Origin of the sequence: Mesorhizobium sp. LMG 17147 (assembly GCF_024297145.1) — a bacterium.
GTDB lineage: Bacteria > Pseudomonadota > Alphaproteobacteria > Rhizobiales > Rhizobiaceae > Mesorhizobium.
On sequence record NZ_JANCTC010000004.1, the window covers coordinates 158,211 to 184,781 of the forward strand.

General features: G+C 62.6%; 32 protein-coding genes. 22 read left to right on the top strand and 10 right to left on the bottom strand.

Annotation, left to right across the window (positions count from 1 at the left end):
* Window positions 1-127: 127 nt before the first annotated feature.
* Window positions 128-1,303: an OpgC family protein gene (locus NMG46_RS10175; RefSeq protein WP_254817532.1), complete on the top strand. Its 1,176-nt coding sequence runs from the start codon at window positions 128-130 to the stop codon at window positions 1,301-1,303.
* 23 nt (window positions 1,304-1,326) lie between these two features.
* Here the strand turns inward: NMG46_RS10175 and NMG46_RS10180 are convergent, their stop codons facing one another.
* A complete protein-coding gene (locus NMG46_RS10180; protein WP_254817533.1) occupies window positions 1,327-2,409 on the bottom strand; it encodes a LacI family DNA-binding transcriptional regulator in 1,083 nt (360 codons plus the stop codon).
* Window positions 2,410-2,571: 162 nt separating this feature from the next.
* Here NMG46_RS10180 and NMG46_RS10185 point away from each other — a divergent pair, with 162 nt between their 5' ends.
* Both NMG46_RS10185 and NMG46_RS10190 read left to right on the top strand, forming a co-directional pair.
* The gene (locus NMG46_RS10185; RefSeq protein WP_254817534.1) at window positions 2,572-2,715 is read left to right on the top strand and encodes a hypothetical protein; all 144 of its coding nucleotides are present in this window, start codon (window positions 2,572-2,574) and stop codon (window positions 2,713-2,715) included.
* A gap of 62 nt (window positions 2,716-2,777) precedes the next feature.
* On the top strand, window positions 2,778-2,921 hold the full coding sequence (locus NMG46_RS10190) for a hypothetical protein (RefSeq protein ID WP_254817535.1): 144 nt from the start codon (window positions 2,778-2,780) through the stop codon (window positions 2,919-2,921).
* 68 nt (window positions 2,922-2,989) lie between these two features.
* Here the strand turns inward: NMG46_RS10190 and NMG46_RS10195 are convergent, their stop codons facing one another.
* The gene (locus NMG46_RS10195) at window positions 2,990-3,361 is read right to left on the bottom strand and encodes a DUF423 domain-containing protein (protein WP_254817536.1); all 372 of its coding nucleotides are present in this window, start codon (window positions 3,359-3,361) and stop codon (window positions 2,990-2,992) included.
* 53 nt (window positions 3,362-3,414) lie between these two features.
* Window positions 3,415-4,665 (bottom strand): multidrug efflux MFS transporter, encoded by a 1,251-nt coding sequence (locus NMG46_RS10200; RefSeq protein ID WP_254817537.1) that lies wholly within the window; start codon window positions 4,663-4,665, stop codon window positions 3,415-3,417.
* 181 nt (window positions 4,666-4,846) lie between these two features.
* On the opposite strand from NMG46_RS10200, the gene NMG46_RS10205 reads away from it, so the two are divergent.
* Both NMG46_RS10205 and NMG46_RS10210 read left to right on the top strand, forming a co-directional pair.
* Window positions 4,847-5,509: a GntR family transcriptional regulator gene (locus NMG46_RS10205; protein ID WP_254817538.1), complete on the top strand. Its 663-nt coding sequence runs from the start codon at window positions 4,847-4,849 to the stop codon at window positions 5,507-5,509.
* Window positions 5,510-5,605: 96 nt separating this feature from the next.
* Window positions 5,606-5,863 (top strand): DUF982 domain-containing protein, encoded by a 258-nt coding sequence (locus NMG46_RS10210; RefSeq protein ID WP_023674477.1) that lies wholly within the window; start codon window positions 5,606-5,608, stop codon window positions 5,861-5,863.
* Window positions 5,864-5,914: 51 nt separating this feature from the next.
* Here the strand turns inward: NMG46_RS10210 and NMG46_RS10215 are convergent, their stop codons facing one another.
* Complete coding sequence (locus NMG46_RS10215) at window positions 5,915-6,073, bottom strand: hypothetical protein (protein ID WP_254817539.1); 159 nt, start codon at window positions 6,071-6,073, stop codon at window positions 5,915-5,917.
* 120 nt (window positions 6,074-6,193) lie between these two features.
* Entirely contained in the window at window positions 6,194-7,237 is a 1,044-nt protein-coding gene (locus NMG46_RS10220) for an aldo/keto reductase (RefSeq protein ID WP_254817540.1), read from the bottom strand.
* 279 nt (window positions 7,238-7,516) lie between these two features.
* Between NMG46_RS10220 and NMG46_RS10225 the strand changes: the two genes are divergently transcribed.
* Window positions 7,517-7,990 carry a hypothetical protein gene (locus tag NMG46_RS10225; protein WP_254817541.1) on the top strand — a complete coding sequence of 158 codons (474 nt, stop codon included), beginning with the start codon at window positions 7,517-7,519 and terminating at the stop codon, window positions 7,988-7,990.
* A 45-nt stretch (window positions 7,991-8,035) separates the two neighbouring features.
* Here the strand turns inward: NMG46_RS10225 and NMG46_RS10230 are convergent, their stop codons facing one another.
* From NMG46_RS10230 to NMG46_RS10240, 3 genes are all read right to left on the bottom strand, one after another.
* Window positions 8,036-8,683 carry a dihydrofolate reductase family protein gene (locus NMG46_RS10230; protein WP_254817542.1) on the bottom strand — a complete coding sequence of 216 codons (648 nt, stop codon included), beginning with the start codon at window positions 8,681-8,683 and terminating at the stop codon, window positions 8,036-8,038.
* 516 nt (window positions 8,684-9,199) lie between these two features.
* Window positions 9,200-10,231, bottom strand: a complete 1,032-nt coding sequence (gene hemB, locus NMG46_RS10235; protein WP_254817543.1) for a porphobilinogen synthase — start codon at window positions 10,229-10,231, stop codon at window positions 9,200-9,202.
* Between the two features lie 87 nt (window positions 10,232-10,318).
* A complete protein-coding gene (locus NMG46_RS10240) occupies window positions 10,319-11,143 on the bottom strand; it encodes a DUF2066 domain-containing protein (RefSeq protein WP_254817544.1) in 825 nt (274 codons plus the stop codon).
* A 144-nt stretch (window positions 11,144-11,287) separates the two neighbouring features.
* Between NMG46_RS10240 and NMG46_RS10245 the strand changes: the two genes are divergently transcribed.
* From NMG46_RS10245 to NMG46_RS10260, 4 genes are all read left to right on the top strand, one after another.
* Entirely contained in the window at window positions 11,288-12,331 is a 1,044-nt protein-coding gene (locus tag NMG46_RS10245; protein WP_254817545.1) for an enoyl-CoA hydratase/isomerase family protein, read from the top strand.
* Window positions 12,328-12,750 (top strand): DUF6163 family protein, encoded by a 423-nt coding sequence (locus NMG46_RS10250; protein ID WP_254817546.1) that lies wholly within the window; start codon window positions 12,328-12,330, stop codon window positions 12,748-12,750. Before NMG46_RS10245 ends, NMG46_RS10250 begins: the two co-directional genes overlap by 4 nt.
* Window positions 12,751-12,952: 202 nt before the next feature.
* Complete coding sequence (locus tag NMG46_RS10255; protein ID WP_023674486.1) at window positions 12,953-13,468, top strand: MarR family winged helix-turn-helix transcriptional regulator; 516 nt, start codon at window positions 12,953-12,955, stop codon at window positions 13,466-13,468.
* Between the two features lie 352 nt (window positions 13,469-13,820).
* Window positions 13,821-15,074, top strand: a complete 1,254-nt coding sequence (locus tag NMG46_RS10260; RefSeq protein ID WP_254817547.1) for a murein L,D-transpeptidase — start codon at window positions 13,821-13,823, stop codon at window positions 15,072-15,074.
* 10 nt (window positions 15,075-15,084) lie between these two features.
* Here the strand turns inward: NMG46_RS10260 and NMG46_RS10265 are convergent, their stop codons facing one another.
* Window positions 15,085-15,324 carry a hypothetical protein gene (locus tag NMG46_RS10265; RefSeq protein ID WP_254817548.1) on the bottom strand — a complete coding sequence of 80 codons (240 nt, stop codon included), beginning with the start codon at window positions 15,322-15,324 and terminating at the stop codon, window positions 15,085-15,087.
* Window positions 15,325-15,512: 188 nt separating this feature from the next.
* Between NMG46_RS10265 and glyA the strand changes: the two genes are divergently transcribed.
* From glyA to NMG46_RS10325, 12 genes are all read left to right on the top strand, one after another.
* Window positions 15,513-16,826 carry a serine hydroxymethyltransferase gene (glyA, locus tag NMG46_RS10270; protein ID WP_254817549.1) on the top strand — a complete coding sequence of 438 codons (1,314 nt, stop codon included), beginning with the start codon at window positions 15,513-15,515 and terminating at the stop codon, window positions 16,824-16,826.
* Window positions 16,827-16,895: 69 nt separating this feature from the next.
* Entirely contained in the window at window positions 16,896-17,474 is a 579-nt protein-coding gene (locus tag NMG46_RS10275) for a hypothetical protein (RefSeq protein ID WP_254817550.1), read from the top strand.
* 153 nt (window positions 17,475-17,627) lie between these two features.
* On the top strand, window positions 17,628-18,137 hold the full coding sequence (nrdR, locus tag NMG46_RS10280) for a transcriptional regulator NrdR (RefSeq protein ID WP_023674492.1): 510 nt from the start codon (window positions 17,628-17,630) through the stop codon (window positions 18,135-18,137).
* Window positions 18,138-18,139: 2 nt separating this feature from the next.
* Window positions 18,140-19,270 (top strand): bifunctional diaminohydroxyphosphoribosylaminopyrimidine deaminase/5-amino-6-(5-phosphoribosylamino)uracil reductase RibD, encoded by a 1,131-nt coding sequence (ribD, locus tag NMG46_RS10285; protein ID WP_254817551.1) that lies wholly within the window; start codon window positions 18,140-18,142, stop codon window positions 19,268-19,270.
* A 30-nt stretch (window positions 19,271-19,300) separates the two neighbouring features.
* Window positions 19,301-19,918 carry a riboflavin synthase gene (locus NMG46_RS10290; protein WP_254817552.1) on the top strand — a complete coding sequence of 206 codons (618 nt, stop codon included), beginning with the start codon at window positions 19,301-19,303 and terminating at the stop codon, window positions 19,916-19,918.
* A 129-nt stretch (window positions 19,919-20,047) separates the two neighbouring features.
* Complete coding sequence (gene ribH / locus NMG46_RS10295) at window positions 20,048-20,542, top strand: 6,7-dimethyl-8-ribityllumazine synthase (protein WP_254817553.1); 495 nt, start codon at window positions 20,048-20,050, stop codon at window positions 20,540-20,542.
* Window positions 20,539-21,039, top strand: coding sequence for a transcription antitermination factor NusB (nusB, locus tag NMG46_RS10300; RefSeq protein WP_254817554.1), 501 nt, complete (start codon window positions 20,539-20,541; stop codon window positions 21,037-21,039). The genes ribH and nusB overlap by 4 nt, the downstream gene beginning before the upstream one ends.
* Window positions 21,036-22,253, top strand: a complete 1,218-nt coding sequence (locus NMG46_RS10305) for an MFS transporter (RefSeq protein WP_254817555.1) — start codon at window positions 21,036-21,038, stop codon at window positions 22,251-22,253. The genes nusB and NMG46_RS10305 overlap by 4 nt, the downstream gene beginning before the upstream one ends.
* Window positions 22,254-22,412: 159 nt before the next feature.
* Window positions 22,413-23,324 (top strand): ABC transporter substrate-binding protein, encoded by a 912-nt coding sequence (locus tag NMG46_RS10310; protein WP_254817556.1) that lies wholly within the window; start codon window positions 22,413-22,415, stop codon window positions 23,322-23,324.
* Between the two features lie 43 nt (window positions 23,325-23,367).
* Window positions 23,368-24,543, top strand: coding sequence for an ABC transporter permease (locus tag NMG46_RS10315; protein WP_254817557.1), 1,176 nt, complete (start codon window positions 23,368-23,370; stop codon window positions 24,541-24,543).
* Window positions 24,540-25,478 (top strand): ABC transporter ATP-binding protein, encoded by a 939-nt coding sequence (locus NMG46_RS10320; RefSeq protein ID WP_254817558.1) that lies wholly within the window; start codon window positions 24,540-24,542, stop codon window positions 25,476-25,478. The genes NMG46_RS10315 and NMG46_RS10320 overlap by 4 nt, the downstream gene beginning before the upstream one ends.
* Entirely contained in the window at window positions 25,475-26,239 is a 765-nt protein-coding gene (locus NMG46_RS10325) for an ABC transporter permease (RefSeq protein ID WP_254817559.1), read from the top strand. The genes NMG46_RS10320 and NMG46_RS10325 overlap by 4 nt, the downstream gene beginning before the upstream one ends.
* A 26-nt stretch (window positions 26,240-26,265) precedes the next feature.
* On the opposite strand, the gene NMG46_RS10330 is transcribed toward NMG46_RS10325, so the two are convergent.
* The gene (locus tag NMG46_RS10330) at window positions 26,266-26,499 is read right to left on the bottom strand and encodes a hypothetical protein (protein WP_254817560.1); all 234 of its coding nucleotides are present in this window, start codon (window positions 26,497-26,499) and stop codon (window positions 26,266-26,268) included.
* Window positions 26,500-26,571: the final 72 nt, after the last annotated feature.

Genomic DNA, 26,571 nt, shown 5'->3' on the forward strand with positions numbered 1-26,571 from the left:
GGCGCATTTCAGTCCGTTTCTTCGCCGATATAATCCCCGCGGGAGGGATTCGAAGCAGTGTGCGCCGGGTGGTCGCCCGGGTGGTCGCATACCGCGCATGAACAACCAGCTTTAAGGCCTTTTATCGATGACCATGCCAGTTTCGCCGGAACGCGATACGCGTATTGACGTGTTCCGGGCACTCGCCCTCCTGACCATATTCATCGACCACGTGCCGGGCACAGTTTTCGAAACCCTGACCTACAAGAATTTCGGGTTTTCGGATGCGGCCGAGGCCTTCGTGCTGATCTCCGGCATGTCCGTCGCTCTTGCCTACGGCACCAAATTCCAGCCGGGAAACCGGCTGATTGCAACGCTGAAAATGTGGCGCCGCGCCGGCGTGCTCTATGTCACCCACATCGTCACGACGATGGTGGTCATGGCCATCTTCTGCGCAGCGGCGGTGTTTGCGAAACGGCCGGACCTTCTGACGCTGATCAACATCGAGCCGCTCGTCAGGAACCCGCCGCAAGTCCTGGTCGGTATCGTCACGCTCGGCCATCAGCTCGGTTACAACAACATACTGCCGGTCTATGCGGTGCTGCTGTTGATGGCGCCGGCCTTCCTGCTGTTCATCAGCTACAGGCCACTGGCCGTGCTTGCCGTGTCCGCAGCCCTTTGGCTGGTTGCCGGAATCTACCAGATCGCGCCGCCGAACTACCCGGAGCCCGGGTTCTGGTTCCTCAATCCGCTGTCATGGCAATTGCTGTTCAATATCGGCATGGCCAGCGTGTTGCATGTGCGGCGCGGCGGCACCATCCCGGTCAATCGGTGGCTGGTCGGCGCGGCGGCCGCCTATGTGCTGACGGCGCTCGTCTGGGTGCATAGCCCGCTGTGGGGGCATGTGTCATGGCTCGACCTGCCGGTGGTGCTGACCGGTTTCGACAAGACGTTCCTGTCGTTGCCGCGGCTGCTGCACATCCTGGCGATGAGCTATCTGGTGGTCGCCTTGCCTTTCGTCTCGAACCTGTTCCGCACCGGCCGTGACAATCCGCTCGCCATATTGGGCAAACGCTCGCTGCCGGTTTTCATTGCCGGCACGGTGATTGCCATGGCGGCGCAGGTGATGAAGCTGATCAACCCGGGCGGCATTGCCTATGACAGTCTGCTGCTCGCCGCCGGCATCGCCATGCAGTTCGCGCTCGCCTTTTATCTGGAGTGGCTGTCCGCAATCGGCTGGTCCGGCAAGGGCAAGCCGGTCCGCAACGAGGCGTTGCCTGTTCGTCCATCCTTTGGCATCGGTCCCATGGCGGCAAATAGATAAGATTTGGTGCCGATCTGCCCCAGTCAGCCTGTACTTGGCGGCGGTCCGGACGATTCCCTGACGACAAGTTCGACGTCGAGCGTTTCTCGCCGCACCGTGCCGTCGAAGTCGAGGATTCTTCGCGCTGCCCGGCGGCCGATCTCGGCGATCGGCTGGGCGATGGTGGTGAGCGGAGGCTCGCTAGTTGCGGCTTCAGGCACGCCGTCGAAGCCGACGACGGAAACATCGCGGGGAACCGCGATGCCCCGTGCGTTGAGCCATTCCAATGCCACCATTGCGATCCGGTCCGACATCGCCAGGATGGCGGTCGGCGGTTCCGCCGAGGCGAAGATGGTTTCAAGGCCAGCCCTTGTGCTCGCCTTATCGTTTTCGGTCTCGTAGACCGGCACCTTGGCGGTGTCGACACCAAACCGGGAAAGCTCTTCGAAATAGCCGAGGAGGCGATCACGGGTTCCGGTATAGGACGCCGTCCGGACCTGCTCGGGCGAGACAAGACCGGTGCTGTCGTCGGCGAAGGCCAGCGACAATACGGCGAAGCGGCGATGTCCAAGTTCCGCCAGATGGCGCGCCGCGAGCCGGCCGCCGGCAACATTGTCGATACTGATCGCGGAGACCGTGTCGTCCTGCGAGCCGAGCTCGAGTGCGACGAAGGGGAGCTTTCGTTCGCGCGTCAGCTCAACGAGACGCGGACCGCCCTCGATGCAGAACAGGATGAAGCCGTCCACGAGGGCGCTCTGGATATTCCAGGCAAGTTTTTCCTCGTTGCCAGCCGACACGAGGGCTATTCCCGCGCCGGTGGCGTCGCAGGCCTCCGAGATGCCGGCCATCATCACGCGGGCAAACGGGTCGTCGAAGAAATAAGACAGCGGCTCGGTTGTGGCGACGCCGATCGCATTGACCTTGCCGGCGCGCAGCAGGCGGCCCTTGGGATCCGGGCCGGCGTAGCCCAGGGCGTCGGCCGCCGCCTTGACCCGCTCGCGGACTTCCTCGCGCACGATTTCGGGACGGCTGAAGACATTGGAGGCAGTGCCGTGCGATACGCCCGCGGCTTTGGCGATGTCCGCCAGCCGGATGGGTCTCCTGCCGCTTTCGGTGAGTGATGCCATTGTTTGTCTCCAGGACTCCTGTCCAGCAGTATCGCAATTAACTAACATCTTCCTTGGATCGATTCAAATTTTTGCTTGACATTTGTGGTGTGACGCGTATTATTGAATCGATCCAAGAGCAGTTTTTGTCCGCAGATTGGATCGATACAAGAGGAGAGCGCCATGCACCCCGTCAATTATCTGTTCAAGGACATTTACCGGAACGACTGGAGCATCCGCTCGGGCGCGGAGGCCCGTAAGGGGCGCGACAGGACCGGTCCGTGGATTCGCGACCTGCGTTTCCTCGTAGGGCGCAAGGGGAGCTGATCGGCGGCCTGTTTTTGTGCCCGCGGATTGGATCGATTCAAAAAGCTAGAGGACATTAAGCCATGCATCCGATCAAGCATCTGTTCGAAGACATCTATCGCAATTATTGGGGCATCTCGCCGGCCACCGAACGGCTGGAGCGACGGCGTACTGTCAAGACGCCCAAGCGCGACGGCCAAGTCCGGCCCGAACGTCCGCGAGACTGAGCTGGCAAGACGGAGCTCGTGGATCGAGCGCGGCTGGCGAAGAGCAGCGGCCGCCATTGGTTGCCGCATCAATGGCGGCGCGGGTGTACCAGCGCCGAGGCGGCCATCACGAGCCAGCCGCCGATGAGCAACGTGCCGCCGATCGGCGCCGACATCGGGAACAGCCGCGAGCCAAGGAAGTCGCGGGCCAAAAGATCTCCCGAGAAAAGCAGAAGCCCGACGAGAAGGATGAGGCTTCCGGTTCGCAGGATTCTGTTGCCACCGAGCAGCCCGACGGTAAGGAAGACCGGCGCATGCATGAGCAGGAAGGATGCGGCCGTACCGACGAAAGCGCCGCCGAGATGTGCCGCCGCCGCCGAAAGAGCCACGCCGGTTCCGCCGCATAGGCCGCCGGCAAAAATCAGAACGCGACTGCCCGCCGTCTGTTCAGCCATGCTCATTTCCACGCCTCCGCGATTCCTGGCGACCGCCTGAGATAGTGCGGCGAACCGTGTCAGGATTCGCCGGCTTCCGCCAGCATGGCGCGTTCGCGGCGCGACTGGACTAGCCGGTTATAAGCCGCTCCGCCCGCCATCAGCACGGATGTGCCGAGAAACACCGAGCGCATACCGAAATGGCCGCCGACGAAGCCGCCGAGCAACGGTCCGGCAACCTGCCCGACATATTGCGCCGAGATCGACAAGCCCAGCACATTGCCGCCGACGCCGTCGGGCACATTGTGGCGGATGACGCTCGTGATGCAGGGCAAAAGACCGCCAAGCGCCAGGCCCATCAGGAAGCGAAGGCCGACGAGTTGCCAGCCCTGCGTAACGAAGGCCTGCGGGATCAGGAGCAGCGCCGAGACGGCGAGTGCGGCAACGATTACGTTCCAGTGGCCGATACGGTCGGCGAGCTTGCCGAGCCGCGACGCCGACAGGATGGCGCCGAGCGCCGCCGCGGACATGACGATGCCGGAGACCAGCGTGACCTGGCTCTGATCTTCGATGAGCTGTTGGACATAGACGGTGATGATCGGCTCAATCGACATGGTGGCAAAACTCAACAGCATGCCGGTCGCCAGCATGGCGACGACGGGGCGCTTGTCGGGAATCTGCGACCAGCCGCCTCTCGCTTTTTCTTGTGACGCCGCCTTGACGGCAACCGGGCGAGGGGCCTCCTTGATCAGCAAGGTGGTTGCCAGAAACGCCAGGAAAATGACGCCGCCTGCGAGCAGGAATGTGGCGCGGATTCCAATCAGCGGCGGCAGCGCGCCGCCGAGCAGCGGACCGACCAGAGCACCGGCGGTTATGCCGGCCGACAGCACGCCCAGCGCCCAGCCGGAGCGATCCTTCGGCGTCTGCATGGCAACCAGGATGGTCGAGCCCGAAGAATAGCCGCCGGCAAAGCCGATCAGCAGGCGCAGGAGCACCAATTGCCAGACGGTCTGCACCATGCCGGTCAGCGACATGCACAGCGCCATGCCGAAACTTGCACGCACCAGCATCAGTTTGCGGCCGTAGCGGTCGCCTAGCCGCCCCCACAAGGGCGCAACCAGCGCGGCAGCAAGGAAGGTGGCGCCGTAGGCAATGCCCGACCACTGGACGATCGCCGCGTGACCCTCTGCGCCTAACTGCTCGACGTAAAGCGGCAGGAAGGGCAACAGCAGCGTCATCGCTACAAGCGTGCTGAACGAGCCGGCAAAACACACGGCGAGATTGCGACGCCAGTGGACGTTTTGCGTGGCGAGGGTGGCGTCTTGCGGCATGTCCTGTCCTGTCCGGCCAGTTTGCATGAAAACTTGCTGCGGATCCCATTCTGGGATACCAAATTGGTATCCGTCATGGACGCAAGGCTGGTCGCTGTCAATGCGGCCCCTGCAAAGTGATCGGCAACAAATGGTCGGTGAACAGAGAGCCAATGAACCGGCTCCAACAAACGGAACGCCAATGTCGCAGATGCAAAACGTCGAAAGGCAGCTTCGCGAGATGATCCTCGGGCTCGAGATCGGTCCGGGCGAGCGGCTGACGGAGCGCTGGGTCGAAAGCCGTTTCGGAGCCTCGCGCACGCCGGTCAGGGCGGCATTGCTGCGGCTCGAGACCGAAGGACTGATTTGCCGCGACGGCCGCGGCTGGACGGTCTCGCCCATCAATCTTGCTGAGCTGGAGCAGATCGCGGTCTACCGCGAGGCGGTCGAGGTCGCGGCGCTCAGGCTGACTTGCACCTTGCAGGACAGGAGTGCCGTCGAAATCATTGAGGGGATGCTCGATTCTTGCGACGACAAGACGCCGCGCGAGGAATGGCATCGCGTCGGCATGGATTTTCATATCGAGTTGGCGCGTCTGTCCGGCAACGAGTTCCTGTTCAGAGCGGTTCGCGACGCGATGACACGCCTGTCGCGCGCCCGCTGGCTCGAGGTTCGCGACGAGGCAGCACTTGGCCGTGCCTGGGCCGAACACCATGCCATTCTGTCGGCGGTGCGGGCCGGCGATGCCGATAGCGCCGCCCGCCTGCTTTCAGCCCACATCATTGGCAGCCGCGACCGGCTGGTGACCTCGCTGCGCAACGACCGGCGTGGCCTCCGCGCCCGGGGATTTGCCGTCGTCGCTTGAGTGAGGATCGGCTGCCATTGATCACGAAAAGGGCAGATGAGCGAAGAATGCTACTTTCGGTCTCGCTTCGCAAATGCCGATGGCGTAAGAGCGGCGATGGAAAACAACCGATTTGACACACCCGTGACCGTCAAGGGCGCGGCGGGAAGCAATCAGCTCTTGCGTACGGCCCGCGAGGCTTCCGACTACCTCCTCAACAATTGGCCCGGCAAGCGCAGTCCCAAGCACCGCGAAGCGCTGCAGGCCTGTCATGATGCGCTGGCCGGCGACAAGCCGGCCATGAACGCAAGACGGGCCTTCATTGCCGCAGCTCGTGAAGTGAACGTCTTCGTCAGCGACAAGGCGCCCGCCTGAGGCATAGCGGGATTTGACGGAGGCCCGGACCGCCTGACAGGCCGGGTGTCATCACTCGGCCGTTTCGGTTTTGGTTTGGGACTCGCTCTCGCCCTCGGGCTTCGATCGCTCCTTGGCTGCGACCTTGGCAGCCTGCTTTTCCGCCTTCTTGGCAGCCTTCTGCCGGTCGCGTTCCTTGCGCTCCTGACCGTAGTTCGGTGCTCGTGCCATATCGGTTCCTTTCATTGTGCTTGGCCTTTGCCTAGGAGCATTGGGCCGCAAACACAACACCGCAGAGCACGATCGGCTCCATATCTCGGCGCAGTCCGGGAGCCTGGCTTCAGGCTGTTTTCAGGCGCCATCGCGGTCGAGGACGAGATCGGCCGGACCGAACCGGTCCTTTGCGGTGAACTGCTGGTGCCAGTAGGGATAGAGCACGGGCGGCCTGCTGACCGCGTTGAGCCGTGTGCGCTCCTCATCGCCAAGCACCAGGCTTGCAGCGGCGATATTGTCTTTGAAATGCGCTTCGGTTCGTCCGCCGATCGCCAACGAGCTGACGGCGGGCCGGCCGAGTAGCCAGGCAAGCGCCACTTGCGCTGCCGACACGCCGTGGTTCTTGCCGATATCGATCAGCGCGTCGACGATCCGCCACAGCCGGTCCTCGTCGCGGATCGGCGGTTCCGACCAGCCGCTGAGCTGGCGGGCGGTCGGCTGGTCACGGTGGTATTTGCCGGACAGCAACCCGCCGGCAAGCGGGCTCCAGACCAGCACGCCGAGCCCCTGGTCGACCGAGATCGGCAACAATTCATACTCGGCCTCGCGCGCTTCCAACGTGTAATGGATCTGCTGGGTGACGAAGCGCGGCTGGTGATGACGGTCACTGATCCCCAGCCCCTTCATCACTTGCCAGCCGGAATAATTGGAGCAGCCGACATAACGGACCTTGCCCTGCGCGACCAGAGTGTCGAGCGCGGCGATGGTTTCCTCAAGCGGTGTCAGGCCATCCCACTCGTGCAGGAAATAGATGTCGATGACATCGGTCCTGAGGCGCTTCAGGCTCCTCTCGCATTCGCGGATCAGATGGTAGCGCGACAAGCCCTCATCGTTGGGGCCTTTGCCGATCCGCATGCGCGCCTTGGAGGCGATCAGCACGTCGCCCTTGCGCTTGCCTCCGAGCGCCTCGCCGATGATCTCTTCCGACACGCCGTTCGAATAGACGTTGGCGGTGTCGATGACATTGACGCCGGCATCGATGCAAAGGTCGATCATCCGGCGCGCCTCGTCGAGGTCGGTCTTGCCGACCGCCGAAAACGCGCCGCCGCCACCGAACGTCATGGTGCCCATGGTCAGCGTCGAAACCTTCAGCCCGGAACGGCCGAGAGTGCGGTATTCCATGTCGTATCCTCACGATTTATCGGGAAAGGGCGTTGCAAACGACAGCCCCAATGAACCGGGCATTTGTAGGATAATTCGTTCCGCTTGTCGCCAGTTCCGCAGGGCAAGCTCGATCACATCTTTCCGATTGAACGCACAGCCAGCGCAGTAGTGGCTGCAATAAAAACCGTCATTGCCGGCCTATACTAACATCGGTTCAGCGCTTCGATTTCCGGCCGCCGGGCCGGGCGGCGGAGCGCCTGACAGCGGCCGGCAAGGACTGTAAGCGGAGCAGCGCAAATGACCGAGATAAAACAGAATTCTCCGGCCAGGGACTGGCTGGAAGCGGAACTCGCCGACACGCTCGACGAAGATTATGAGCTGGAAATCTCGGAGCCGGCGCTGTCGATGGAGATCGCCAAGATCTACAAGAATGCGCATCCGCCATCGATCGACCGCCTGCAGTATTTTCGCGATCTCATCACGCTGCAATCCGAATTGATCAAGCTGCAGTCCTGGGTCGCCTATCACAAGAAGAAGCTCGTCGTGGTCTTCGAGGGCCGCGACTCGGCGGGCAAGGGTGGCGCCCCGTGGTTCATCGTCGAGGGCAACGACAAGAAACGGGGACGGCTGAACTGCATCGACCAACTCCTCAAGCAGATGCCTTATGAGGAGGTGCCGCACGAAGAAATCACACTGCCGGAGCGCGTCTTCAATCCCGAATACGAGCGCCAGGTACTGCCGCGCGAACTGTATGTGCCGGAGAAGTACTGACTAAAGCGGCGAGGAGGGCGCTGCTCTGTGGCGCCCTGCAACAAGCTAGGTGCGCTCGATGATGACATGCGTGGCCTTCGGCGTCGCGACCTGCTCGCTGCAGCGATAGCCGAGCTTGGGCATGTCGATGCCGGCAAAAAGGTTCTCGCCGGCGCCCAGCAGGACCGGTGAGATCGCCAGATGCAATTCGTCGATGAGCTTTTCCTGGAGATATTGCCGGATCGTGGCGACGCCGCCGCCGAGCCTTATGTCCTTGCCGTCAGCCGCTGCTTTCGCCTTTTGCAGCGCTGAGTGGATGCCATCGGTCACGAAATAGAAGGTCGTGCCGCCCTTCATGACAATCGGATCACGCGGATGATGCGTGAGCACGAAGACCGGCACATGGTAGGGCGGGTTGTCACCCCACCAGCCTTTCCAGCTGTCATCCGGCCATTCGCCGCGGATTGGCCCAAACATGTTGCGGCCGAGGATCCATGCGCCGACGTTTTCGAAGCTGCGTGCGGCGAACGCCTCGTCAGTGTCTGTGGTCCCGCCATCCTTGCCGAGGACCATCTTGCGGAAAGTGCGGGTGCCAAACATCCATCCGTGCAGGGCTTCCCCGCCAACACCCAGCGGGTTCTTCAGGTCTTGGTCGGGACCGGCGCCGAAGCCGTCGATCGACAGGATGAAAGCGCTGACGCGAAGTTTGGACATGAGAGCCTCCTCGATAACCAATTGTGACATGCAAGCAGTTATCGGGTTAGCTTAACTGATTGCATTTTGCAAGCGGTGTTTTTGGATCGCCGGCTAGCGATGAACGGCTGGGCCACAACCGCCAATCTCCCAACGCTGGCGATTGGCCATAACCAACCATCCCGTCGTCATCCTGGGGCGAAGCAAGGAGCGAAGCGACGCGGCGCAGACCCTAGGATCCATGCCGTGACATCGGCCGAAGAACACAGCGGCCCAGAACGACGAACCACGCGAATGGAGATCAAGAAGACCAATCCGGAATGGTTCGAACTTTTTCGGAGAACCGGATGGGTGCGTTCGGTTTTCGATCCGCCGGAGCACTGCCGCCAGGTCACGGCATGGATCCTGGGGTCTCCGCGACGGAGCTTCGCTCCTGCTCGCCCCAGGATGACGAGGGGGAGGGAGGATTCGGCCAATCCCGAAGGTTTACCATAGGCCCCCATCCCATGCACCAAAATCCCAAAACGATGCGATCACCTATCCCTTCAGCATCGCCGCTACTTCGGGGGCAAAGTAGGTGAGAATCCCGTCGCAGCCGGCGCGCTTGAACGCGAGCAGCGATTCCAGCATCGCCTTTTCGCCGTCGATCCAGCCATTGGCGGCGGCGGCCTTGATCATCGAATATTCGCCCGAGACCTGATAGGCGAAGGTTGGCATCTGCAACTCGTCCTTCAGCCGGCGGATGATGTCGAGATAGGGCAGGCCGGGCTTGACCATCAGCATGTCGGCGCCTTCGGCTAGATCCTGCTCGGCCTCGCGCACCGCTTCGTCGGAATTGGCGTGGTCGATGTAATAGGTTTTCTTGTCGCCCTTGAGCAGGCCGGCGGTGCCGACCGCCTCACGATAGGGGCCGTAAAAAGCGGATGCGAACTTGGTCGCATAGGACATGATCGCTACATCCTGAAACCCATTGGCGTCGAGCGCATCGCGGATGGCACCGATCCGACCGTCCATCATGTCCGAAGGGGCAATGATGTCGGCCCCCGCCGCCGCCTGGATGACGGCCGCCGCCGACACCTGCTCCACCGTTTCATCATTGACGATAATGCCCTCGCGCAAGATGCCGTCATGGCCATGCGAGGTGAACGGATCCAGCGCCGCGTCGGTGATGATGCCGATCTCCGGCACCGCCCGCTTGATGGCGCGGGTAGCGCGGTTGATGATGTTTTCCGGATCGAGGATGTGCGAACCGGTCTGATCGCGCAGGCCGAGCTCCACATTGGGGAAAGTGGCGATCGCCGGAATGCCAAGCTTGGCCGCGCGCTCAGCCTCCTTGACGGCGAGGTCGAGCGACAGGCGGAACACGCCGGGCATGGCGGCGATCGGTTCGCGCACTTGTCTGCCGTCGACGACGAAGATCGGCCAGATCAGATCGTCGACCGAGAGCCGGTTCTCCTGGACAAGGCGGCGCGACCAATCGGCCTTGCGCATGCGCCGCAGCCGCCGGCTGCCGGTGATCTCGTCGACGCTGCGCGCGCCGGCAGGCTTTGCAGGTGTGAATTTGTTCATCGCCAAAACTCCGGACCGGGCGGCTTTTACCACGAGCCTTCGCTGCTGACCAATGCGACACGATTGTGCCAGCGGTCCTGTCGGGCGTTATTCTGGTTGACCATTGCCCGACAGAATCTGCGCAGCACCCCGCATGGCGACGCGGAATGCCTCGTCGAAGCTGACACCGCGCACTTGCCATTTATAAGCCTTGCCGTTCATGGCAAGCCGCCAATCGGCGATCCAGCCCAACTCCTTGTCGCTCCAGATCAGGCTGCCGGCGAGCGCCTGATCGGCGCCGGCCTTTCGGGCAAGCTGGTCCAGCGTCGCCATATCGGCATGGCGCAGGGCCCGGTCGTCAAGCTTCGAGGCCGACAGCAGCGACGCTTCGGGAAACACAATCCGCATGACCAGCGGACCGGTGGCATTAACGAAGGATTCGCGCATCGCCGCCCCGCGCTGGTCGTCGGCAGTCAGCGCGAAATGCCTTGTGCCTTGCTCCGCCGCCAGAAAAATCGCCAGGCGTGGCCGCTCGGCAAGCCATGGCTTGCTGCCAAGCGCGGCAAGCACCGGATCGATGACGTCGGGCTTGTACAGGCAGGTGAGATCATGCGGCCGGTCGTGAGTGCCTTGTTCGTCATGGACCGGAATGCCTTCAAGGCGGTCGTGGTAGCGGAATTCGGCAACGAAGCTGCCGGCCTTGTCGCGCAGCGCCGCCATCTCAGGTTTTTTCGCCAGCCGCTGATCACCCGAGACACGGACCAGCACCGCATCCAGACATGTCTTGAAACCGATCTGGCGATTGACCTCGCCCTGGCCGGTGACGATGGTCTGCGATTGGTAGAGACTATCCACGGTTTCGGCCGATACGGGAGGAGTGTTCGCAGCGATTAGGCCGACCACCACAACAGCAAGGCGTGGCAACCAAGGCATGGTCCAACGTTCCAGTTCAAAGCGCCAGCATTAGCACCGGCTGCGGCCACGGGCCAGCAGGCGGGATTGGCGCTGCCATTGACGTGGCTATGCGCCACGCATTAGCACTTCACTCCCGGCGGGCGCGGGAGGGATTCTCTGGCGATGGATTTTGGCGGAGGCGACGAGATTCGCTTCGAAAGGTTGGGCAGGGCCGGCGTCGTCACGCTGACGCGGCCGCAGGCGCTCAATGCCGTAACCCACCGCATGGTCAAGGCGCTGGACAAGGCGCTGCGCAGCTGGGAACGCGACGATGGTGTCGACGTCGTCGTCGTCAAGGCCGAGGGCAGGGCATTTTCGGCGGGCGGCGACATCCTCCACATCTACGAAGCCGGCCGGGCTGGAAAACCGCCGGTCGAGTTCTTCGCCGACGAGTACCGGCTGAACGCCCGCATCGCCCGTTTCAAGAAACCCTATGTCGCGCTGATCGACGGCATCGTCATGGGCGGCGGCGTCGGCATCTCCTTCCATGGCTCGCAGCGGGTGCTGACCGAGAACGCGCAATTTGCCATGCCAGAGGTCGGCATCGGCTTTTTCCCCGATGTCGGCGCCAGCCATCTGTTGCCGGATCTCGGCGGCAGCTTCGGCATGTATCTGGCGCTGACCGGCAACCGCATCCGCTATGGCGATGCTTTGTGGTCGGGCCTCGCCACCCATACGATCAGGGCGGAGGACCAGGCCGGCTTTCTCGACCGGCTGGCGGCAAGCGGCGACCCGGAATCGGTGCTGCGCGGCTGCTTCGTCCCGGCCAAACGCGAGACAGACAGGCCGACGCTGGAAGCCATCGCTCGGCATTTCGCGCAGCCGTCACTGGCCGATATGGTCGCCAGCCTGGAGCGGGCAGCCATCGCCGACGAGTTCGCGGCAAAGACGCTGGCCACCATCCGCACACGTTCACCGACCAGCCTGCATGTCGCGTGGCGCCAGATCAGCGCCGGGCAGACGTTGTCGATGGACGAGTGCATGAAAATGGAGTTCCGTATCCTCAACCGCATGCTTGTCGGGCACGACTTCTATGAAGGTATCCGCGCCGCCATCATCGATAAAGGCTCGACGCCGCAATGGCGGCCGGCAGGCATCGATGACGTCAGCGCCGCCGACGTCGATGCCTATTTCGCACCGCTCGGCGAACGGGAACTGAAGCTGTGAGCGAGGCCGCCTCGAGACGCGTGGTGCTGCAGCCATCGACGATCGAGGTCATCTTCGCCTGGTTCCAGCGCGTTATCGCCGGCTACTGTCTGCTGTTCGGCATCTTGTACTGGATCCGGCTGATCGGCGTTTACCCCGGCCAGTTGTGGCGCTTCGATCTGATGCCGGTGCACTGGCAGGTGGCGGCGGTGGTGCTGGCAGTGTTTTTTCCATTCGCTGCCGCCGGCCTGTGGATGCTGGCGTCCTGGGGGCCGGTGATCTGGTTCATCTGCGCGGTGACCGAGTGCGTCATGTATGCTGGCTTCCCCGACTTGTTCGGCCGCCGGCCGCTGATCGTCGCCTCGCACCTTGCGGTTGCGCTGCTCTACATAGTGTTCCGCGTGGTGATCTGGATCCAGAAGCGGCAAGCCCGGCGATAGCAATTCCGGCCAGGATCGTTGGCTAAATCTTTAGGTTAATCATCCTTGCTCGGGTGACCGTCCGTTAAGCCTCTTTCGAAACCCCTTACCGGTAAGCTCTTGTTAGCCTTGGCGTTTAAGTCGAATTTTATGAGTATTCGATAGTGTCGCGATCAAGGTGAAGAACAAAAAATCACCGGGCGACAAACGAGAGGCAAAGACAATGATCAATTCGCGTCCGGCGGCGAAGACCGCCAACGTATCCGATGACCGCCGCGAGGCGATCCGTTCGCTGTACATGGAATCGCTGCAGCTGGTCGAGCGGCTGCATCGCCGTCTGCTTGATGTGATCAAGGACGAATTCGACCGCAACGGTCGCTCCGACATCAACGCCATCCAGGCGCTGCTGCTGTTCAACATCGGCAATTCGGAGCTGACCGCCGGCGAACTGCGCTCGCGCGGCTATTATCTCGGCTCGAATGTCTCCTACAATCTAAAGAAGCTGGTCGATCTCGGCTTCATCAACCACCAGCGCTCGCGCATCGACCGCCGTTCGGTGCGGGTTTCACTGACGCCGAAGGGCAATGAGGTGGCGGAAGTCGTCGCCGGCCTTTACGAACGCCATGTCGGCTCGATCGAGCAGGTCGGCGGCATCAACACGGAAGAGTTCAAGCAGATGAACCGCGCCCTGCAGCGGCTGGATCGGTTCTGGAACGATACCATCGCCTATCGGATGTAATCGCACCCGCCGCAGCAAGATCTGAAGCTGGACCACGGAAGTGCTGCCGCGGAGCAGACCAAAGACCGGTGCCGAAAAGCACCGGTCTTGCCGTTTCGTCAGGCCGGCCGATCCAAATTCGAGCAACAGCCACGTTGCCGCCATATTCGAATGGAACCGAAGATGCGGGTGATGCTGGGCCAAAGCCGTGCATTTGTCCTGTGCTCAAGTCACTTCCATGTGTTTTTACACCCATGTGTTTTTACACCGAAGTGATGCGGGCCATGGTTGGCTAATTGTTAAGAAGCCAACTCTAGAGTGCGGGCGAGACCGCCCGGTGGGTTGAATTGTAGCAAGAATGTCTGGACCATCCATGAGAACCAGCCGCCGTTTCTTTCTTTCAGGAGCCTCCGCGCTCGCAGCCGCAATGGTCGCCGGCCGCGCCGGTGCACAGGATGTGATCGGGGATATCCTGAAATCCTCGGCGCGTGGCAATTGGGACGACCAATTCGATGCGCGTGCCAGCGAAGGCGGCAAGGTTGCCTCGACGCTGCCGATCTTCAGCCTGCAGACGGTGTCCTTCACCGAGCAGGCGATCATGCAGTATCAGAATATCGTCGCGCAAGGCGGCTGGGAGCAGGTTCCAGACACCAAGAAGCTGCAGCTTGGCGTCGAGGATCCCGATGTGGTGCCGCTGCGCAGGCGCTTGATGATATCGGGCGATCTGGCGCAGAGCGCCGGGCTCTCGGAAGCGTTCGATTCTTACGTCGACTCGGCGCTCAAGCGCTTCCAGTTGCGTCACGGCTTGCCGGCCGACGGAACCACCGGCAAATATACTTTCGCGGCAATGAACGTGTCGGCGCCGGTTCGGCTTGGTCAGCTGCAGACCAATCTGCAACGGCTGCGTGAGCGGGCCGGCACGCTTGGCAACCGCTATGTGCTGGTCGACATCCCGGCGGCGCAGATCGAGGCTGTCGAGAACGACCGCGTTGTGCTGCGCCACACCGCAATCGTCGGCAAGATCGATCGCCAGACGCCGATCGTCAATTCCAAGATCAACGAAATCATCGTCAATCCGTACTGGAACGCGCCGGTCTCGATCGTGCGCAAGGACATCATTCCGCTGATGCGGAAGGACCCCAACTATCTCAAGGATAGCCATATCCGCCTGTTCGCGCCGGACGGCAGCGAGGTCGACCCAATGACGGTCGACTGGTCGACCGACGATGCCGAAAAATATCGCTTCCGCCAGGATCCCGGTTCCGGCAACGCGATGGCCTCGGTCAAGATCAATTTCCCCAGCCCGGACGGCGTCTACATGCACGACACGCCGCAGCAGAGCCTGTTCGGCAAGCTGATGCGCTTCGATTCCTCTGGCTGCGTGCGCGTTCAGAACGTGCGCGACCTCGTCACCTGGATTCTGCGCGACACACCGGGCTGGGATCGCCAGCATTTCGAGGCGGCGATCAAGACCGGGGAGAACATGCCGGTGCAGGTTACCAATCCGGTGCCGGTTTATTTTCTCTACGTCTCGGCCTGGTCGACAGGGCCGGGCGTGGTGCAGTTTCGTGACGACATTTACGGCCTCGACGGAGCCAACGAGCTGCAGATCACATCTGCGCTCTAAGCAGCTGAGTTCATTTGCAAAAGGCCGCCGGAAGGGCGGCCTTTTTCGTTGCCGGGTCTTTCGCGACAAGCTTCGCTGGGCCGATCGCCGGACGGCTGCCCTTCCTGTGGATCTGGGTCGGCGACATCGCGACGCGCGTCTCGGCGCGATTACACAAGCGCAAGGCCGAGCCGTTCGGACTGCGCGTCCGGATCGCCGGCTCTGTTGCCGGCGTGCGCGGCGCCATCACGCCGGCCAGATCAACGACCATACGACGCAGGCGCTGTTCACCGAGATCACGCTCACCGAAGCCTGCCGGCCCTTCAGCAGGGCAAGGAAATAGAGGCCGCCACTCTCTCTGGCGCAATCCGGCCAGCAAATTTCGCGCAGCAAACGTGGCGGGCCGAAAGCAACTGTGTTAATGGCGCGACAGACCCCGAACCTTGAGGATTTCAGCCCATGGCAACAGCAGCGGCAGTGTCGAACAAATTCGAATCCTTCTTCGAAACCACGCTTGCCGATGCCGATCCCGAGATTTTCGGCGCGATCCGCAACGAACTCGGTCGCCAGCGCCATGAGATCGAGCTGATTGCCTCGGAAAACATCGTCTCGCGCGCCGTGCTCGAGGCGCAAGGGTCGATCATGACCAACAAATATGCCGAGGGCTATCCGGGCAAGCGCTACTATGGCGGCTGCCAATTCGTCGATGTCGCCGAGGAACTGGCCATCGAACGCGCGAAAAAGCTGTTCGGCTGCAACTTCGCCAACGTCCAGCCGAATTCCGGCAGCCAGATGAACCAGGCGGTGTTCCTGGCGCTGCTGCAGCCCGGCGACACCTTTATGGGCCTCGACCTCAATTCCGGCGGGCACCTGACGCATGGCTCGCCGGTCAATATGAGCGGCAAATGGTTCAAGGTCGTCTCCTATGGCGTGCGCCGGGACGATCATCTGCTCGACATGGACGCGATCGAGAAGACCGCCCATGAGACCAGGCCGAAGCTGATCCTGGCCGGCGGCACAGCCTATTCACGTGTCTGGGACTGGAAGCGTTTTCGCGAGATCGCCGATTCGATCGGCGCCTATCTGATGGTCGATATGGCTCATATCGCCGGACTGGTCGCCGGTGGCATGCATCCGTCGCCGCTGCCGCATGCCCATGTGGTCACCACCACGACGCACAAGTCGCTGCGCGGCCCGCGCGGCGGCATGATCCTGTGCAATGACGAGGACATTGCCAAGAAGATGAATTCGGCCGTGTTCCCCGGCCTGCAGGGCGGACCGCTGATGCATGTCATCGCGGCCAAGGCCGTGGCCCTGGGCGAGGCGCTGAAGCCAAGCTTCAAGGTCTATGCAGAGAGCGTTGTCGCCAATGCCAAGGCACTGGCCTCCAGCCTGCAGGAAACCGGTCTCGACATCGTCTCCGGCGGCACTGACAACCATCTGATGTTGGTCGACCTGCGCCCCAAGAACGCCACCGGGAAGCGCGCCGAGGCTGCCCTTGGCCGCGCCAACATCACCTGCAACAAGAACGGCATCCCCTTCGACCCCGAAAAGCCTTTCGTCACCTCGGGCGTTCGGCTTGGCACGCCGGCTGGCACCACGCGCGGCTTCGGCCAAGCTGAGTTCCGCGAGATTGGCAAGCTGATCGCCGAGGTGCTGGATGGACTGAAAGTCGCCAATTCCGACGATGGCAATGCGGCCGTCGAGGCAGTTGTGAAGACCAAGGTGGCGGCATTGACGGATCGTTTTCCGCTTTACCCGTATCTTGGTTGACCGACGCCGAGTGTCCTCCATGTGCGCGACAATCCCGGTGCGACAGCAAGGCACCTGCGGAGAAGCTCAATGATGCAAACTTTCCGTGTCGCCGGCTTTGGTGCCTTGCTGGCATCGGCCATTTTGCAGCTGTCCGGCCTCGCCTTGGCGCAGACCGAGCCGACGCCGGCAGCGCCAAGGACAGAGACCTTCGGCAGGTGGTCCACCACGATGGACGAGGTCAACACCGGTGAGGATGTGCGCAAGACCTGCGCCGCCTCGACCGTCTTTTTCGACGCTAACGGGACCAGCGGCACCCTTACGCTGGCCATCTCGAATGGCGACGTACTGCCACCGGCAGGCTATCCGAGCCTCATCATCGCCGTGAGAAACAGTGACTTGCCCAAAGGTGACAACGTCCCGGCGGTGTTTCGCGACGTTAACGACAAGATCAAGGCTGGTTTTCGTCCTATCGCCGACGGACAGTGGATGATGGACAACAAGCCCGAGACCACGCTTGCCATACTGCGTGCCATGCGCCGTACGAGCGCCCTCGATGTCAGCTTCGCCGACAAGCCGGTCGCGACCATATCGATGGACGGCTTCACCAAAGCCTATCGCTATCTCGGCACGTCCTGCGGCTTCCCGACCGGCGACGTCGCTCCCTGATTGGCGTATTGCCGTCCAACTGATTGCCACTCTCGCAATTTTCCTCGTCCCTCTCTATCTCTGAGGCGCGATCGGTCATCGGCCATACTTTGCCATCGTGGCAAAAACCTCTAAGCCTTTCGCTCCACGAGAATCGCGAACCGAAGGCCCTCCATGCGCTGTCCCTACTGTCAGTCCGAAGATACGCAGGTGAAGGATTCACGCCCCGCCGAAGACGGCGCGGCGATCCGCAGGCGGCGCGTCTGCCCGGATTGCGGCGGCCGTTTTACCACGTTCGAGCGGGTACAGCTGCGCGATCTCGTCGTCGTGAAGAAGTCTGGACGCAAGGTGCCGTTCGACCGCGACAAGCTGCTGCGCTCGGTCGAGATCGCGGTACGCAAGCGCAATGTCGATCCCGAGCGCATCGACCGGGCCGTGACCGGCATCGTGCGCCAGCTCGAAAGCTCGGGCGAGACCGAAGTGGCTTCTGGCGAAGTCGGCCGGCTGGTCATGGAGGCGCTTAAGTCGCTCGATGATGTCGCCTATGTGCGCTTTGCCTCCGTCTACCGCAATTTCCGCGAGGCCAAGGATTTCCACGACGTATTGGGCGAACTCAAAGGCGACGAGCTCAAAACCGACGAGCCCAGGGGCGAAGAGCTGAAGAGCGAAGAGGACGCCAGCTGAGCATGGCAGGGTCCGAACGCAGCACGGCTGAGCAAGAGCTCCTCGATCGCCGCTATATGGCGGCAGCCCTCAGGCTGTCGCGCAAGAATGCCGGCCGGACCTCGACCAATCCTTCCGTCGGCACGCTGATCGTACGGGATGACGGCAACGGGCCGATGATCGTCGGCAGCGGCGTCACCGCCGTCGGCGGCCGGCCGCATGCCGAGACCGAGGCTTTGGCAGAGGCCGGCGAACTGGCGCGCGGCGCCACCGCCTATGTAACGCTGGAGCCCTGCGCCCATCACGGCCGCACGCCGCCTTGCGCCAATGCCCTGGTCAGTGCCGGCGTGGCGCGTGTGGTCGGCGCTGCCAGCGATCCGGACCCGCGTGTTTCCGGCAAGGGCTATGCAATCTTGCGTGCCGCTGGGGTCGAAGTGGTGGAAAAAGTGCTGGCGGCCGATGCCGCGGAGCAGATGGCCGGCTATTTGATTCGATCTCTGAAAAAACGCCCGGAAGTGATCCTGAAGCTTGCGCTTTCAAGCGACAACAAGATCGGCGTGAGAGGCGAGGGACAGGTCTCCATCACCGGCGATATCGCCCGGCGCGAAGTCTATCTGACGCGCGCCGAAGCCGATGGCATATTGATCGGCATCGGCACGGCACTGGAGGACGATCCGGCGCTGACGGTTAGGCTTCCGGGACTGGAGAGCCGTTCGCCGGCGCGCATCGTGCTCGACCGCCAGATCAGGCTACCCGAGACTTCGAAACTGGTCGCCGGCGTCGACCGTGTGCCGCTCTATATCGCTGCCTGCGCCGAGGCCGATCCGCACCGGCGCGCCGCGCTTGAACGCGCCGGCGTTCGCTTTATCGGCATCGAGACGTATGAAGGCGATATTGCGCTGCCGGAACTGCTCGAGGATCTGGCGGCGCTCGGCATGGCCAGTCTCCTGGTCGAGGGCGGGGCGAGGGTGGCTAAGGCGTTCCTCGACGAACAACTGGTCGATCGTATCGTGCTGTTTCAGGGGCCGGACGCGATCGGCGAGGGCGGCATTGTATCGCCAATCGATGCCAACAATATCCCGCCGGGATTTCGCAAATTGCGCAACATGCGTTTCGGCGAAGACACATATGCGGAATGGATAAGAGACATCTAGGACCGAACTGATGTTCACGGGGCCAAACTAATGTTCACCGGAATCGTCACCGATGTCGGCACCGTCGCTGCCGTGAAGCCGCTCAGGGAAGGCGTCGGTTTGCGTATCGACACCGCCTACGATCCGCGGACCATTGCCATCGGCGCTTCGATTTCCTGTGGCGGCGTCTGTCTGACGGTAACGGGACTGCCGGAAGACGGCGCCAACGCACGGTGGTTCGAGGTCGAGGCCTGGGAAGAAGCACTCAGACTGACGACAGCTATGGCCTGGAAATCCGGCACGAGGATCAATCTGGAGCGGGCGCTGAAGATCGGCGACGAACTCGGTGGCCACATTGTATCAGGCCATGTCGATGGCATGGCCGAGATCGTGGCCCGCAAGGAGGAGGGTGACGCCGTGCGCTTTACCCTGGAAGCACCGCGCGGGCTTGCCAAATTCATCGCCCCCAAGGGTTCCGTCGCACTCGACGGCACTTCGCTCACCGTCAACAAGGTCGAAGGCACCCGCTTCGACGTGCTGTTGATCCATCATTCGCTGACCGTCACCACCTGGGGCGAACGCCAGGTCGGCGACTGGGTCAATCTCGAGATCGACACCATGGCCCGCTACGCCGCGCGGCTGATGGAGGCGGCGAAGGAGGGGCTTTGAGGCGGTCGTCCATAAAGCCCATTCCCTGATGCACCGCCACCGGGTTGGCCTTGAAAGTTCCTTCGGCAATCTTCCGCTTGCGATCAAACCGGCTTCGGCCTAAGTCACCGGCGATCCCCGGAGACATCTATGGCAGGCACATCCCAACACGGCAAAGCGTTCATCCGTCCGAAGAAGAAGGCACACCTTCTTGTCATCGAGGCGCGCTTTCACGACGATCTTGCCGACGCGCTGCTCGAAGGCGCGACCAGTGCGCTCGACGAAGCGGGCGCGACATACGATGTCGTCACCGTTCCTGGCTCGCTCGAAATCCCCGCCGTGATTTCCTTCGCGCTCGACGGTGCCTCCGAGGGCGGGACGAACTATGACGGTTTCGTCGCCCTCGGCACAGTCATCCGCGGCGACACCTATCATTTCGAGATCGTCGCCAATGAATCCAGCCGTGCCCTGATGGACCTGTCCGTGCAGGATTCGGTCTGTATCGGCAACGGCATCCTGACCACCGAAAACGACGAACAGGCGTGGACACGGGCCAGGCGTTCGGAAGGCGACAAGGGCGGCTTTGCGGCGCGTGCGGCGCTGGCCATGATCGCTCTAAAGGAACAGCTGGGAGAGCGAACGTGAGCGAACCTGCTTCGCCCGGCCAGCCTGCGGGTCGCCATGCCAACAAGCGCGGTGCAGCCCGTCTGGCCGCTGTACAGGCGCTCTACCAGATGGATGTCGCCGGCAGCGGCGTGTTTGAGATCACCGCCGAATACGAGGCGTTCAGGCTCGGAAAGGAAGTCGACGGCGCGCTCTATCGCGAAGCCGATGCGCAATGGTTTCGCGCCATTCTTGCAGGCGTCGTCGAGCACCAGAAGACCATCGATCCGATCATCCGACAGGCACTGACCGAGGACTGGCCTCTATCGAGGCTCGATTCCACATTGCGCGCCATATTGCGCGCCGGCGTCTACGAGCTGATGCAGCGCGAGGACGTGCCGGTGGCGGTCATCGTCTCCGAGTATGTCGACATCGCCAAGGCATTTTACGAGGACGACGAGCCGAAACTGGTCAATGCCGTGCTTGATCGCGTGTCGCGCCGGGTGCGCGGCGAGGGCCGCGGCAAGGACGCCTCATGACCGCCGTCGTCGCCGTTGAGGCGGGCAAGGAAGCGCGTCGCACCGCCTTCATCCTCGCAGCCTCGCAGGCGATCATTGGCTCGGCCGCACCCATCGCCATTTCCATGGGCGGATTGGCCGGGCAGTATCTGCTCGACGCTGACAAGTCGCTGGCAACCGCGCCGATCACCGGCTTCAATGTCGGCGTGGCACTCGGTTCCCTGCCGGCCGCGGCGATCATCCGCCGGCTCGGCCAGCGCGACGGCTTCATGACCGGAACGGCGGTGACAGCGCTTGGCGGCCTGATCGCCACGCTGGCGCTGTTTCATCCCAGCTTCTGGCTGTTCGCTTTCGGCTTGGCCGTGATCGGGATCGGGGGCGCCTTCGTCCAGCAATTCCGCTTTGCCGCCGCCGACAATGCTCCGCCTGAATTCAAGGCGCGTGCTATCTCCTTCGTGCTGGCCGGCGGCATCGTCACCGCCATACTCGGGCCGCAGATCGTCATCTTCACCGGCGATCTGTTCTCGCCGGTGAAGTTTGCCGGCTCGTTTGCGTCCATCCTGGTGCTGGCGGCGGTCGGCGCCGCCATTCTCTCTTTGTTGCGTATCCCAGCCAAGGCAACCGAGAAGGTGGAAATTTCCGACGGCGACGCCAGGCCGCTCTCAGAAATCGTCACCAGGCCACGCTTCGTCGCGGCGTTGTTTTGCGCCATCGGCAGCTACGCACTGATGAGCTTCGTCATGACCGGCGCGCCGCTGGCCATGGTCGGCTGCGGCCTTTCGACCGACGACGCCACGCTCGGCATTTCCTGGCACGTCATGGCGATGTTCGCGCCGAGCTTCTTCACGGGGTCGCTGATCCATCGTTTTGGCGCTGAACGGATCGTGGCTATCGGCCTGGTACTGCTCATTGGCTGCGGCATAGTCGCGCTGTCGGGGTTGGCACTGTGGCAGTTCTGGACGACGCTGATCCTGCTCGGCCTTGGCTGGAACTTCAGCTTCATCGGTGCCACTGCCATGGTGGCCGACAGCTACCAGCCATCCGAAAAAGGCAAGGTCCAGGGGTTCCACGATTTCGTCCTGTTCGGCTCCGTCGCCTTCGCCTCGCTGATGTCGGGCGCGGTCTACAATGCCTGGGGCTGGGAGATGCTGAACTGGATGATTTTCCCGGTCGTCGCGCTGTGCTTCGTGGCACTGGGCGTGTTGAAGATGACGGGCTTGCGGGCGGCCAACTGACGTCACGCTGTCGGGACGTCGCGGCAGCGGATTCACTCACATCCGAACAAAATTATTGCGCCCATCCCCCCTCTTATGAAACCGTGTACCCCGACGGGGCATCGAAGCCATGCTCATATGCGGCAGCCGTATTCCGGTTCACAGCAAGGGATTTGTGAGATGTTTTCAATCAAGGTTCTGGCCGGCGCTGTACTAGCGCTCGGAATTACGTTTGCCTCGGCGAGTGCCCAGGTGGTGGTGTCGTCGAAGATCGACACCGAGGGCGGCGTGCTCGGCAATATCATCCAACTGGTGCTGAACGCCAATAATATCCAGACCACCGACCGTATCCAGCTCGGCGGCACGCCCGTGGTGCGCAAGGCGATTACAGCCGGCGAGATCGACATCTATCCGGAATACACCGGCAACGCCGCCTTCTTCTTCGAGAAGGCCGACGATCCGGTGTGGAAAGACGCCGCCAAGGCCTACGAGACTGCCAAGAAGCTCGACTACGACGCCAACAAGATCGTCTGGCTGTCACCGTCACCGGCCAACAACACCTGGGCGATCGCCCTGCGCAAGGAGGTCGCCGATACCAATAAGCTCGTCACCCTTTCCGACTTCGGCAAATATGTCTTGGGCGGCGGCAAGGTGGTGCTGGCGGCCTCCGCCGAATTCGTCAATTCGGAGGCCGCGCTGCCCGCTTTCCAGAAGACCTATGGCTTCACGCTGAAGCCGGACCAGTTGATCACGCTGTCGGGCGGCGACACCGCGGCGACCATTGCCGCTGCGGCCAACCAGACCAACGGCGCCAACGCCGCCATGGTCTACGGCACCGACGGCGGCATCGCGCCCTCCGGCCTCGTCGTGCTTGAAGACGACAAGGGTGTGCAGCCGGTCTACCAGCCAGCGCCGATCATCCGGGAGGCGGTGCTGAAGGAGCATCCCGAAATCGAGACGCTGCTGAAGCCGGTCTTCGCCAAGCTCGATCTCGTTACGCTGCAGGAGTTGAATGGCCGCGTGCAGGTTGGCGGCGAGCCAGTCAAGGGCGTCGCTGAGGACTTTTTGAAAAAGAACGGCTTCCTGAAGTAAGGCGATTTCCGGCGCTCCGCTTCAAGGTGCGCCGGATCGGCCGATGGGGGAGGGCGTGCGCATCCGGTTCGACAAGCTTGGCGTGGTCATCGCGGCGATATCGGCCTATGCGGCTTTCGCGGCGCCATTCGCCACCTTCCGCGCCAATCGCATCGTACCCGGCGAGGCGCGCTCGATCCTCGAATCTTTGCCCGCGGCGGTCGGTCCGCTATTGATGGCGATTGTTGTCGCAGCGGCGCTCATTGCGCTGCTGAAAACGCCGCTTGCTCTGCGCCTCGCCGCCAGTGTGGTTGCACTTGCGGCGCTGGCGCTGCTGATTGGCGTTGCCGGCAGCTTCCTGACGCCCGCCGGCAACACCTTCGCCCGTATCTCGCCGGCTTCGGGATTCTGGCTGCTTATCTTCGCCTTCACCCTTCTGCTCGCCGACGTGCTTACAAGGCTGAACCTGTCGCCGCAGGCACGGGTCGGCGTGCTTGTTGTCGCCGCAGCGGCAATCGGCCTGCTGCTCGTCTCGGGAAGCTGGAACAGCCTGTCGATCCTCAAGGAATATTTCAATCGCTCCGATAGTTTTTGGGCGGAAGGCTCCAAGCACGTGACGTTGGCGCTGGGTTCGCTGGCGGCTGCGGTGATTATCGGCCTGCCGCTCGGCATCCTCTGCCATCGCGTCGAGAAATTGCGGGCCGGCGTGCTCAACGTGCTGAACATCATCCAGACCATTCCTTCGATCGCGCTGTTCGGCCTCTTGATCGCGCCGCTCGGCTGGGTCGCTTCGCATGTGCCGGGTGCTGCCGCGCTCGGCATTCGCGGCATCGGCACAGCGCCGGCTTTCGTCGCCCTGTTCCTCTATTCGCTGCTGCCGGTGGTGGCTAATACCGTGGTCGGCCTTGCCGGTGTGCCGCGTGCCGCCAACGACGCAGCGCGCGGCATGGGCATGACCGACCGCCAGCGGCTGTTCGGTGTCGAGTTTCCGCTCGCCTTCCCGGTGATCCTCACCGGCATCCGCATCGTGCTGGTGCAGAATATCGGCCTCGCCACGATTGCCGCGTTGATCGGCGGCGGCGGCTTTGGCGTGTTCGTGTTCCAGGGAGTCGGTCAGACGGCGATGGACCTGGTGCTGCTCGGCGCCGTGCCGACGGTGGCGCTGGCCTTCGCCGCCGCGATCATCCTCGATGCAGTGATCGAAATGAGCGCCAGCAAGCGCAGGGTTGAAACGGCATGATCGAGATCGAAGGCATCACCAAGCGCTACGGCGAGACGACAGTCGTCAACGACGTGTCGATGGTACTCGAGCCGCGCAGCATCGCCGTCATCGTCGGCACCTCCGGCTCCGGCAAGACGACGCTGCTTCGCATGATCAACCGGCTGGTCGAGCCGACATCGGGCGTGATCAAGCTCGACGGCGTCGACAACCGCTCGGTGCCGGATTATGAGCTGCGCCGCAGCATAGGCTATGCCATCCAGGGCCACGGCCTGTTTCCGCATCGCACGGTGGCGCAGAACATCGCCACTGTGCCGGTATTGCTCGGCTGGGACGCCAACCGCATCAAGGCCCGCGTCGACGAGCTGATGACGCTATACCAGCTCGACCCGCAAGACTACGGGCCACGCTATCCGCACGAGCTTTCCGGCGGCCAGCAGCAGCGCGTCGGCGTCGCTCGGGCGCTTGCCGCGGAACCCAACGTGCTGTTGATGGATGAGCCGTTCGGGGCGCTCGATCCGATTATCCGCAACAAGGCGCAGGAGGATCTGCTGGCAATCCAGAAGCGCTTCGGCACCACCATCATCCTGGTCACCCATGACATGGAAGAGGCCGTTCACATGGGCGACAAGATCGCCGTGATGGACGGCGGCAAAGTGGTGCAATATGCCGAGCCGGCCGAAATACTGGCGAGACCGGCCAGCGCGTTTGTCGAAACCCTGGTAGGTGCCAGCGAAAAACCGTTCCGGCTGTTGTCGCTTGGCCGGGTCCGCGACGCGGTGGAAAACGGCACCGCCGAAGGCGAGGCGATCCCCGGTGACGCCAGCCAGCGCGACGCGCTCGCCGAACTCCTGTGGTCGGGCCGCCCTGCGCTGCCGGTGACAGATACCGACGGCAAGCCGCTTGGCCGCGTCACGGTGGACGGGCTGGTTAAGCGCGCGGCGAGACCGGCATGAAAGAGGCTGGCTTAAAGGCTTGGTTTCCATCACTGCTCAGGCTTGCCCTGGTGGTGCTGCTTATCGCCTTCGTCACCAATCCCGGCTGGTTCGAACCGCTGCTGAAGCCGCTGACAGAGAACAATGCGCCGGTAATCTACAATCAGGGCAGCCTGTTGACGCTGACGCTGCTGCATCTGCGGACCGTGCTGATCGCGACGGTTGCCGCGACGATCGTTGGGGTCGCGCTCGCCATTCTGGTCACCAGGCCGGCCGGCGCCGAATTCCTGCCGCTGTCGCGCAGCCTGGTCAATATAGGCCAGACCTTTCCACCGGTAGCGGTCCTGGCGCTTGCCGTGCCGGCGGTCGGCTTCGGCGAAAAGCCGACGCTGATTGCGCTGTTTCTCTATGGCCTGCTGCCGATCTTCGAGAACGCGCTGACCGGCCTGACGACGCTGCCGGCCAACGTCGTCGAGGCGGCGCGTGGCGCCGGCATGACTGGCTGGCAAAGGCTGGTCAAGGTCGAGCTGCCGCTCAGCGCGCCGATCATTCTCGGCGGTATCCGGCTATCGGTGGTGATCAGCCTTGCCACCGCGACCATCGGCTCGACAGTCGCGGCGAGGACATTGGGCGAGGTGATCATCGCCGGCCTACTGTCGAACAACCTCGCCTTCATCCTGCAGGGCGGCCTGATCGTCGCCGCCCTTGCCGTACTGATCTATGACGGGCTGTCGGCGATCGAGCGCTACACAGCGCGGCGCATGGGACGCGAGGCGGAGTAAGCCTCTCCGAGCGAGCTTCGTTCCTTTCAGCGGCCGATCGAACGCGCCGGATGATCAAGCGTCAGTTCGAGTGCCATACCCGTCCCGCTGGCGATCCAGCGGCGGCGGATGACGGCGAAATCGTGCTGTGTCCCGGCTCCAACCACAGAGACCAAGTCGCCCACAGCGCAATCGCTATCGAGATCGAGGGCTTCGACAGTCTCGGCAATGTCTTGCTTGCCGGCATAATGTCTCGCAATGGCTGTGAGCACGATGATCACTGGGCCACCCGTTGCGCGATCTTCGGGACTCGGCGATTGATGAGTGCGATGCCCCGATCTTTCAGCAGGAGT

Coding starts and splice junctions, on each gene's coding strand:
- NMG46_RS10175 (WP_254817532.1), top strand. CDS start 128: ATGACCATGCCAGTTTCGCCGGAACGCGATACGCGTATTGACGTGTTC.
- NMG46_RS10180 (WP_254817533.1), bottom strand. CDS start 2,409: ATGGCATCACTCACCGAAAGCGGCAGGAGACCCATCCGGCTGGCGGAC.
- NMG46_RS10185 (WP_254817534.1), top strand. CDS start 2,572: ATGCACCCCGTCAATTATCTGTTCAAGGACATTTACCGGAACGACTGG.
- NMG46_RS10190 (WP_254817535.1), top strand. CDS start 2,778: ATGCATCCGATCAAGCATCTGTTCGAAGACATCTATCGCAATTATTGG.
- NMG46_RS10195 (WP_254817536.1), bottom strand. CDS start 3,361: ATGAGCATGGCTGAACAGACGGCGGGCAGTCGCGTTCTGATTTTTGCC.
- NMG46_RS10200 (WP_254817537.1), bottom strand. CDS start 4,665: ATGCCGCAAGACGCCACCCTCGCCACGCAAAACGTCCACTGGCGTCGC.
- NMG46_RS10205 (WP_254817538.1), top strand. CDS start 4,847: ATGTCGCAGATGCAAAACGTCGAAAGGCAGCTTCGCGAGATGATCCTC.
- NMG46_RS10210 (WP_023674477.1), top strand. CDS start 5,606: ATGGAAAACAACCGATTTGACACACCCGTGACCGTCAAGGGCGCGGCG.
- NMG46_RS10215 (WP_254817539.1), bottom strand. CDS start 6,073: ATGGCACGAGCACCGAACTACGGTCAGGAGCGCAAGGAACGCGACCGG.
- NMG46_RS10220 (WP_254817540.1), bottom strand. CDS start 7,237: ATGGAATACCGCACTCTCGGCCGTTCCGGGCTGAAGGTTTCGACGCTG.
- NMG46_RS10225 (WP_254817541.1), top strand. CDS start 7,517: ATGACCGAGATAAAACAGAATTCTCCGGCCAGGGACTGGCTGGAAGCG.
- NMG46_RS10230 (WP_254817542.1), bottom strand. CDS start 8,683: ATGTCCAAACTTCGCGTCAGCGCTTTCATCCTGTCGATCGACGGCTTC.
- hemB (WP_254817543.1), bottom strand. CDS start 10,231: ATGAACAAATTCACACCTGCAAAGCCTGCCGGCGCGCGCAGCGTCGAC.
- NMG46_RS10240 (WP_254817544.1), bottom strand. CDS start 11,143: ATGCCTTGGTTGCCACGCCTTGCTGTTGTGGTGGTCGGCCTAATCGCT.
- NMG46_RS10245 (WP_254817545.1), top strand. CDS start 11,288: ATGGATTTTGGCGGAGGCGACGAGATTCGCTTCGAAAGGTTGGGCAGG.
- NMG46_RS10255 (WP_023674486.1), top strand. CDS start 12,953: ATGATCAATTCGCGTCCGGCGGCGAAGACCGCCAACGTATCCGATGAC.
- NMG46_RS10260 (WP_254817547.1), top strand. CDS start 13,821: ATGAGAACCAGCCGCCGTTTCTTTCTTTCAGGAGCCTCCGCGCTCGCA.
- NMG46_RS10265 (WP_254817548.1), bottom strand. CDS start 15,324: ATGGTCGTTGATCTGGCCGGCGTGATGGCGCCGCGCACGCCGGCAACA.
- glyA (WP_254817549.1), top strand. CDS start 15,513: ATGGCAACAGCAGCGGCAGTGTCGAACAAATTCGAATCCTTCTTCGAA.
- NMG46_RS10275 (WP_254817550.1), top strand. CDS start 16,896: ATGATGCAAACTTTCCGTGTCGCCGGCTTTGGTGCCTTGCTGGCATCG.
- nrdR (WP_023674492.1), top strand. CDS start 17,628: ATGCGCTGTCCCTACTGTCAGTCCGAAGATACGCAGGTGAAGGATTCA.
- ribD (WP_254817551.1), top strand. CDS start 18,140: ATGGCAGGGTCCGAACGCAGCACGGCTGAGCAAGAGCTCCTCGATCGC.
- NMG46_RS10290 (WP_254817552.1), top strand. CDS start 19,301: ATGTTCACCGGAATCGTCACCGATGTCGGCACCGTCGCTGCCGTGAAG.
- ribH (WP_254817553.1), top strand. CDS start 20,048: ATGGCAGGCACATCCCAACACGGCAAAGCGTTCATCCGTCCGAAGAAG.
- NMG46_RS10305 (WP_254817555.1), top strand. CDS start 21,036: ATGACCGCCGTCGTCGCCGTTGAGGCGGGCAAGGAAGCGCGTCGCACC.
- NMG46_RS10310 (WP_254817556.1), top strand. CDS start 22,413: ATGTTTTCAATCAAGGTTCTGGCCGGCGCTGTACTAGCGCTCGGAATT.
- NMG46_RS10315 (WP_254817557.1), top strand. CDS start 23,368: ATGGGGGAGGGCGTGCGCATCCGGTTCGACAAGCTTGGCGTGGTCATC.
- NMG46_RS10320 (WP_254817558.1), top strand. CDS start 24,540: ATGATCGAGATCGAAGGCATCACCAAGCGCTACGGCGAGACGACAGTC.
- NMG46_RS10325 (WP_254817559.1), top strand. CDS start 25,475: ATGAAAGAGGCTGGCTTAAAGGCTTGGTTTCCATCACTGCTCAGGCTT.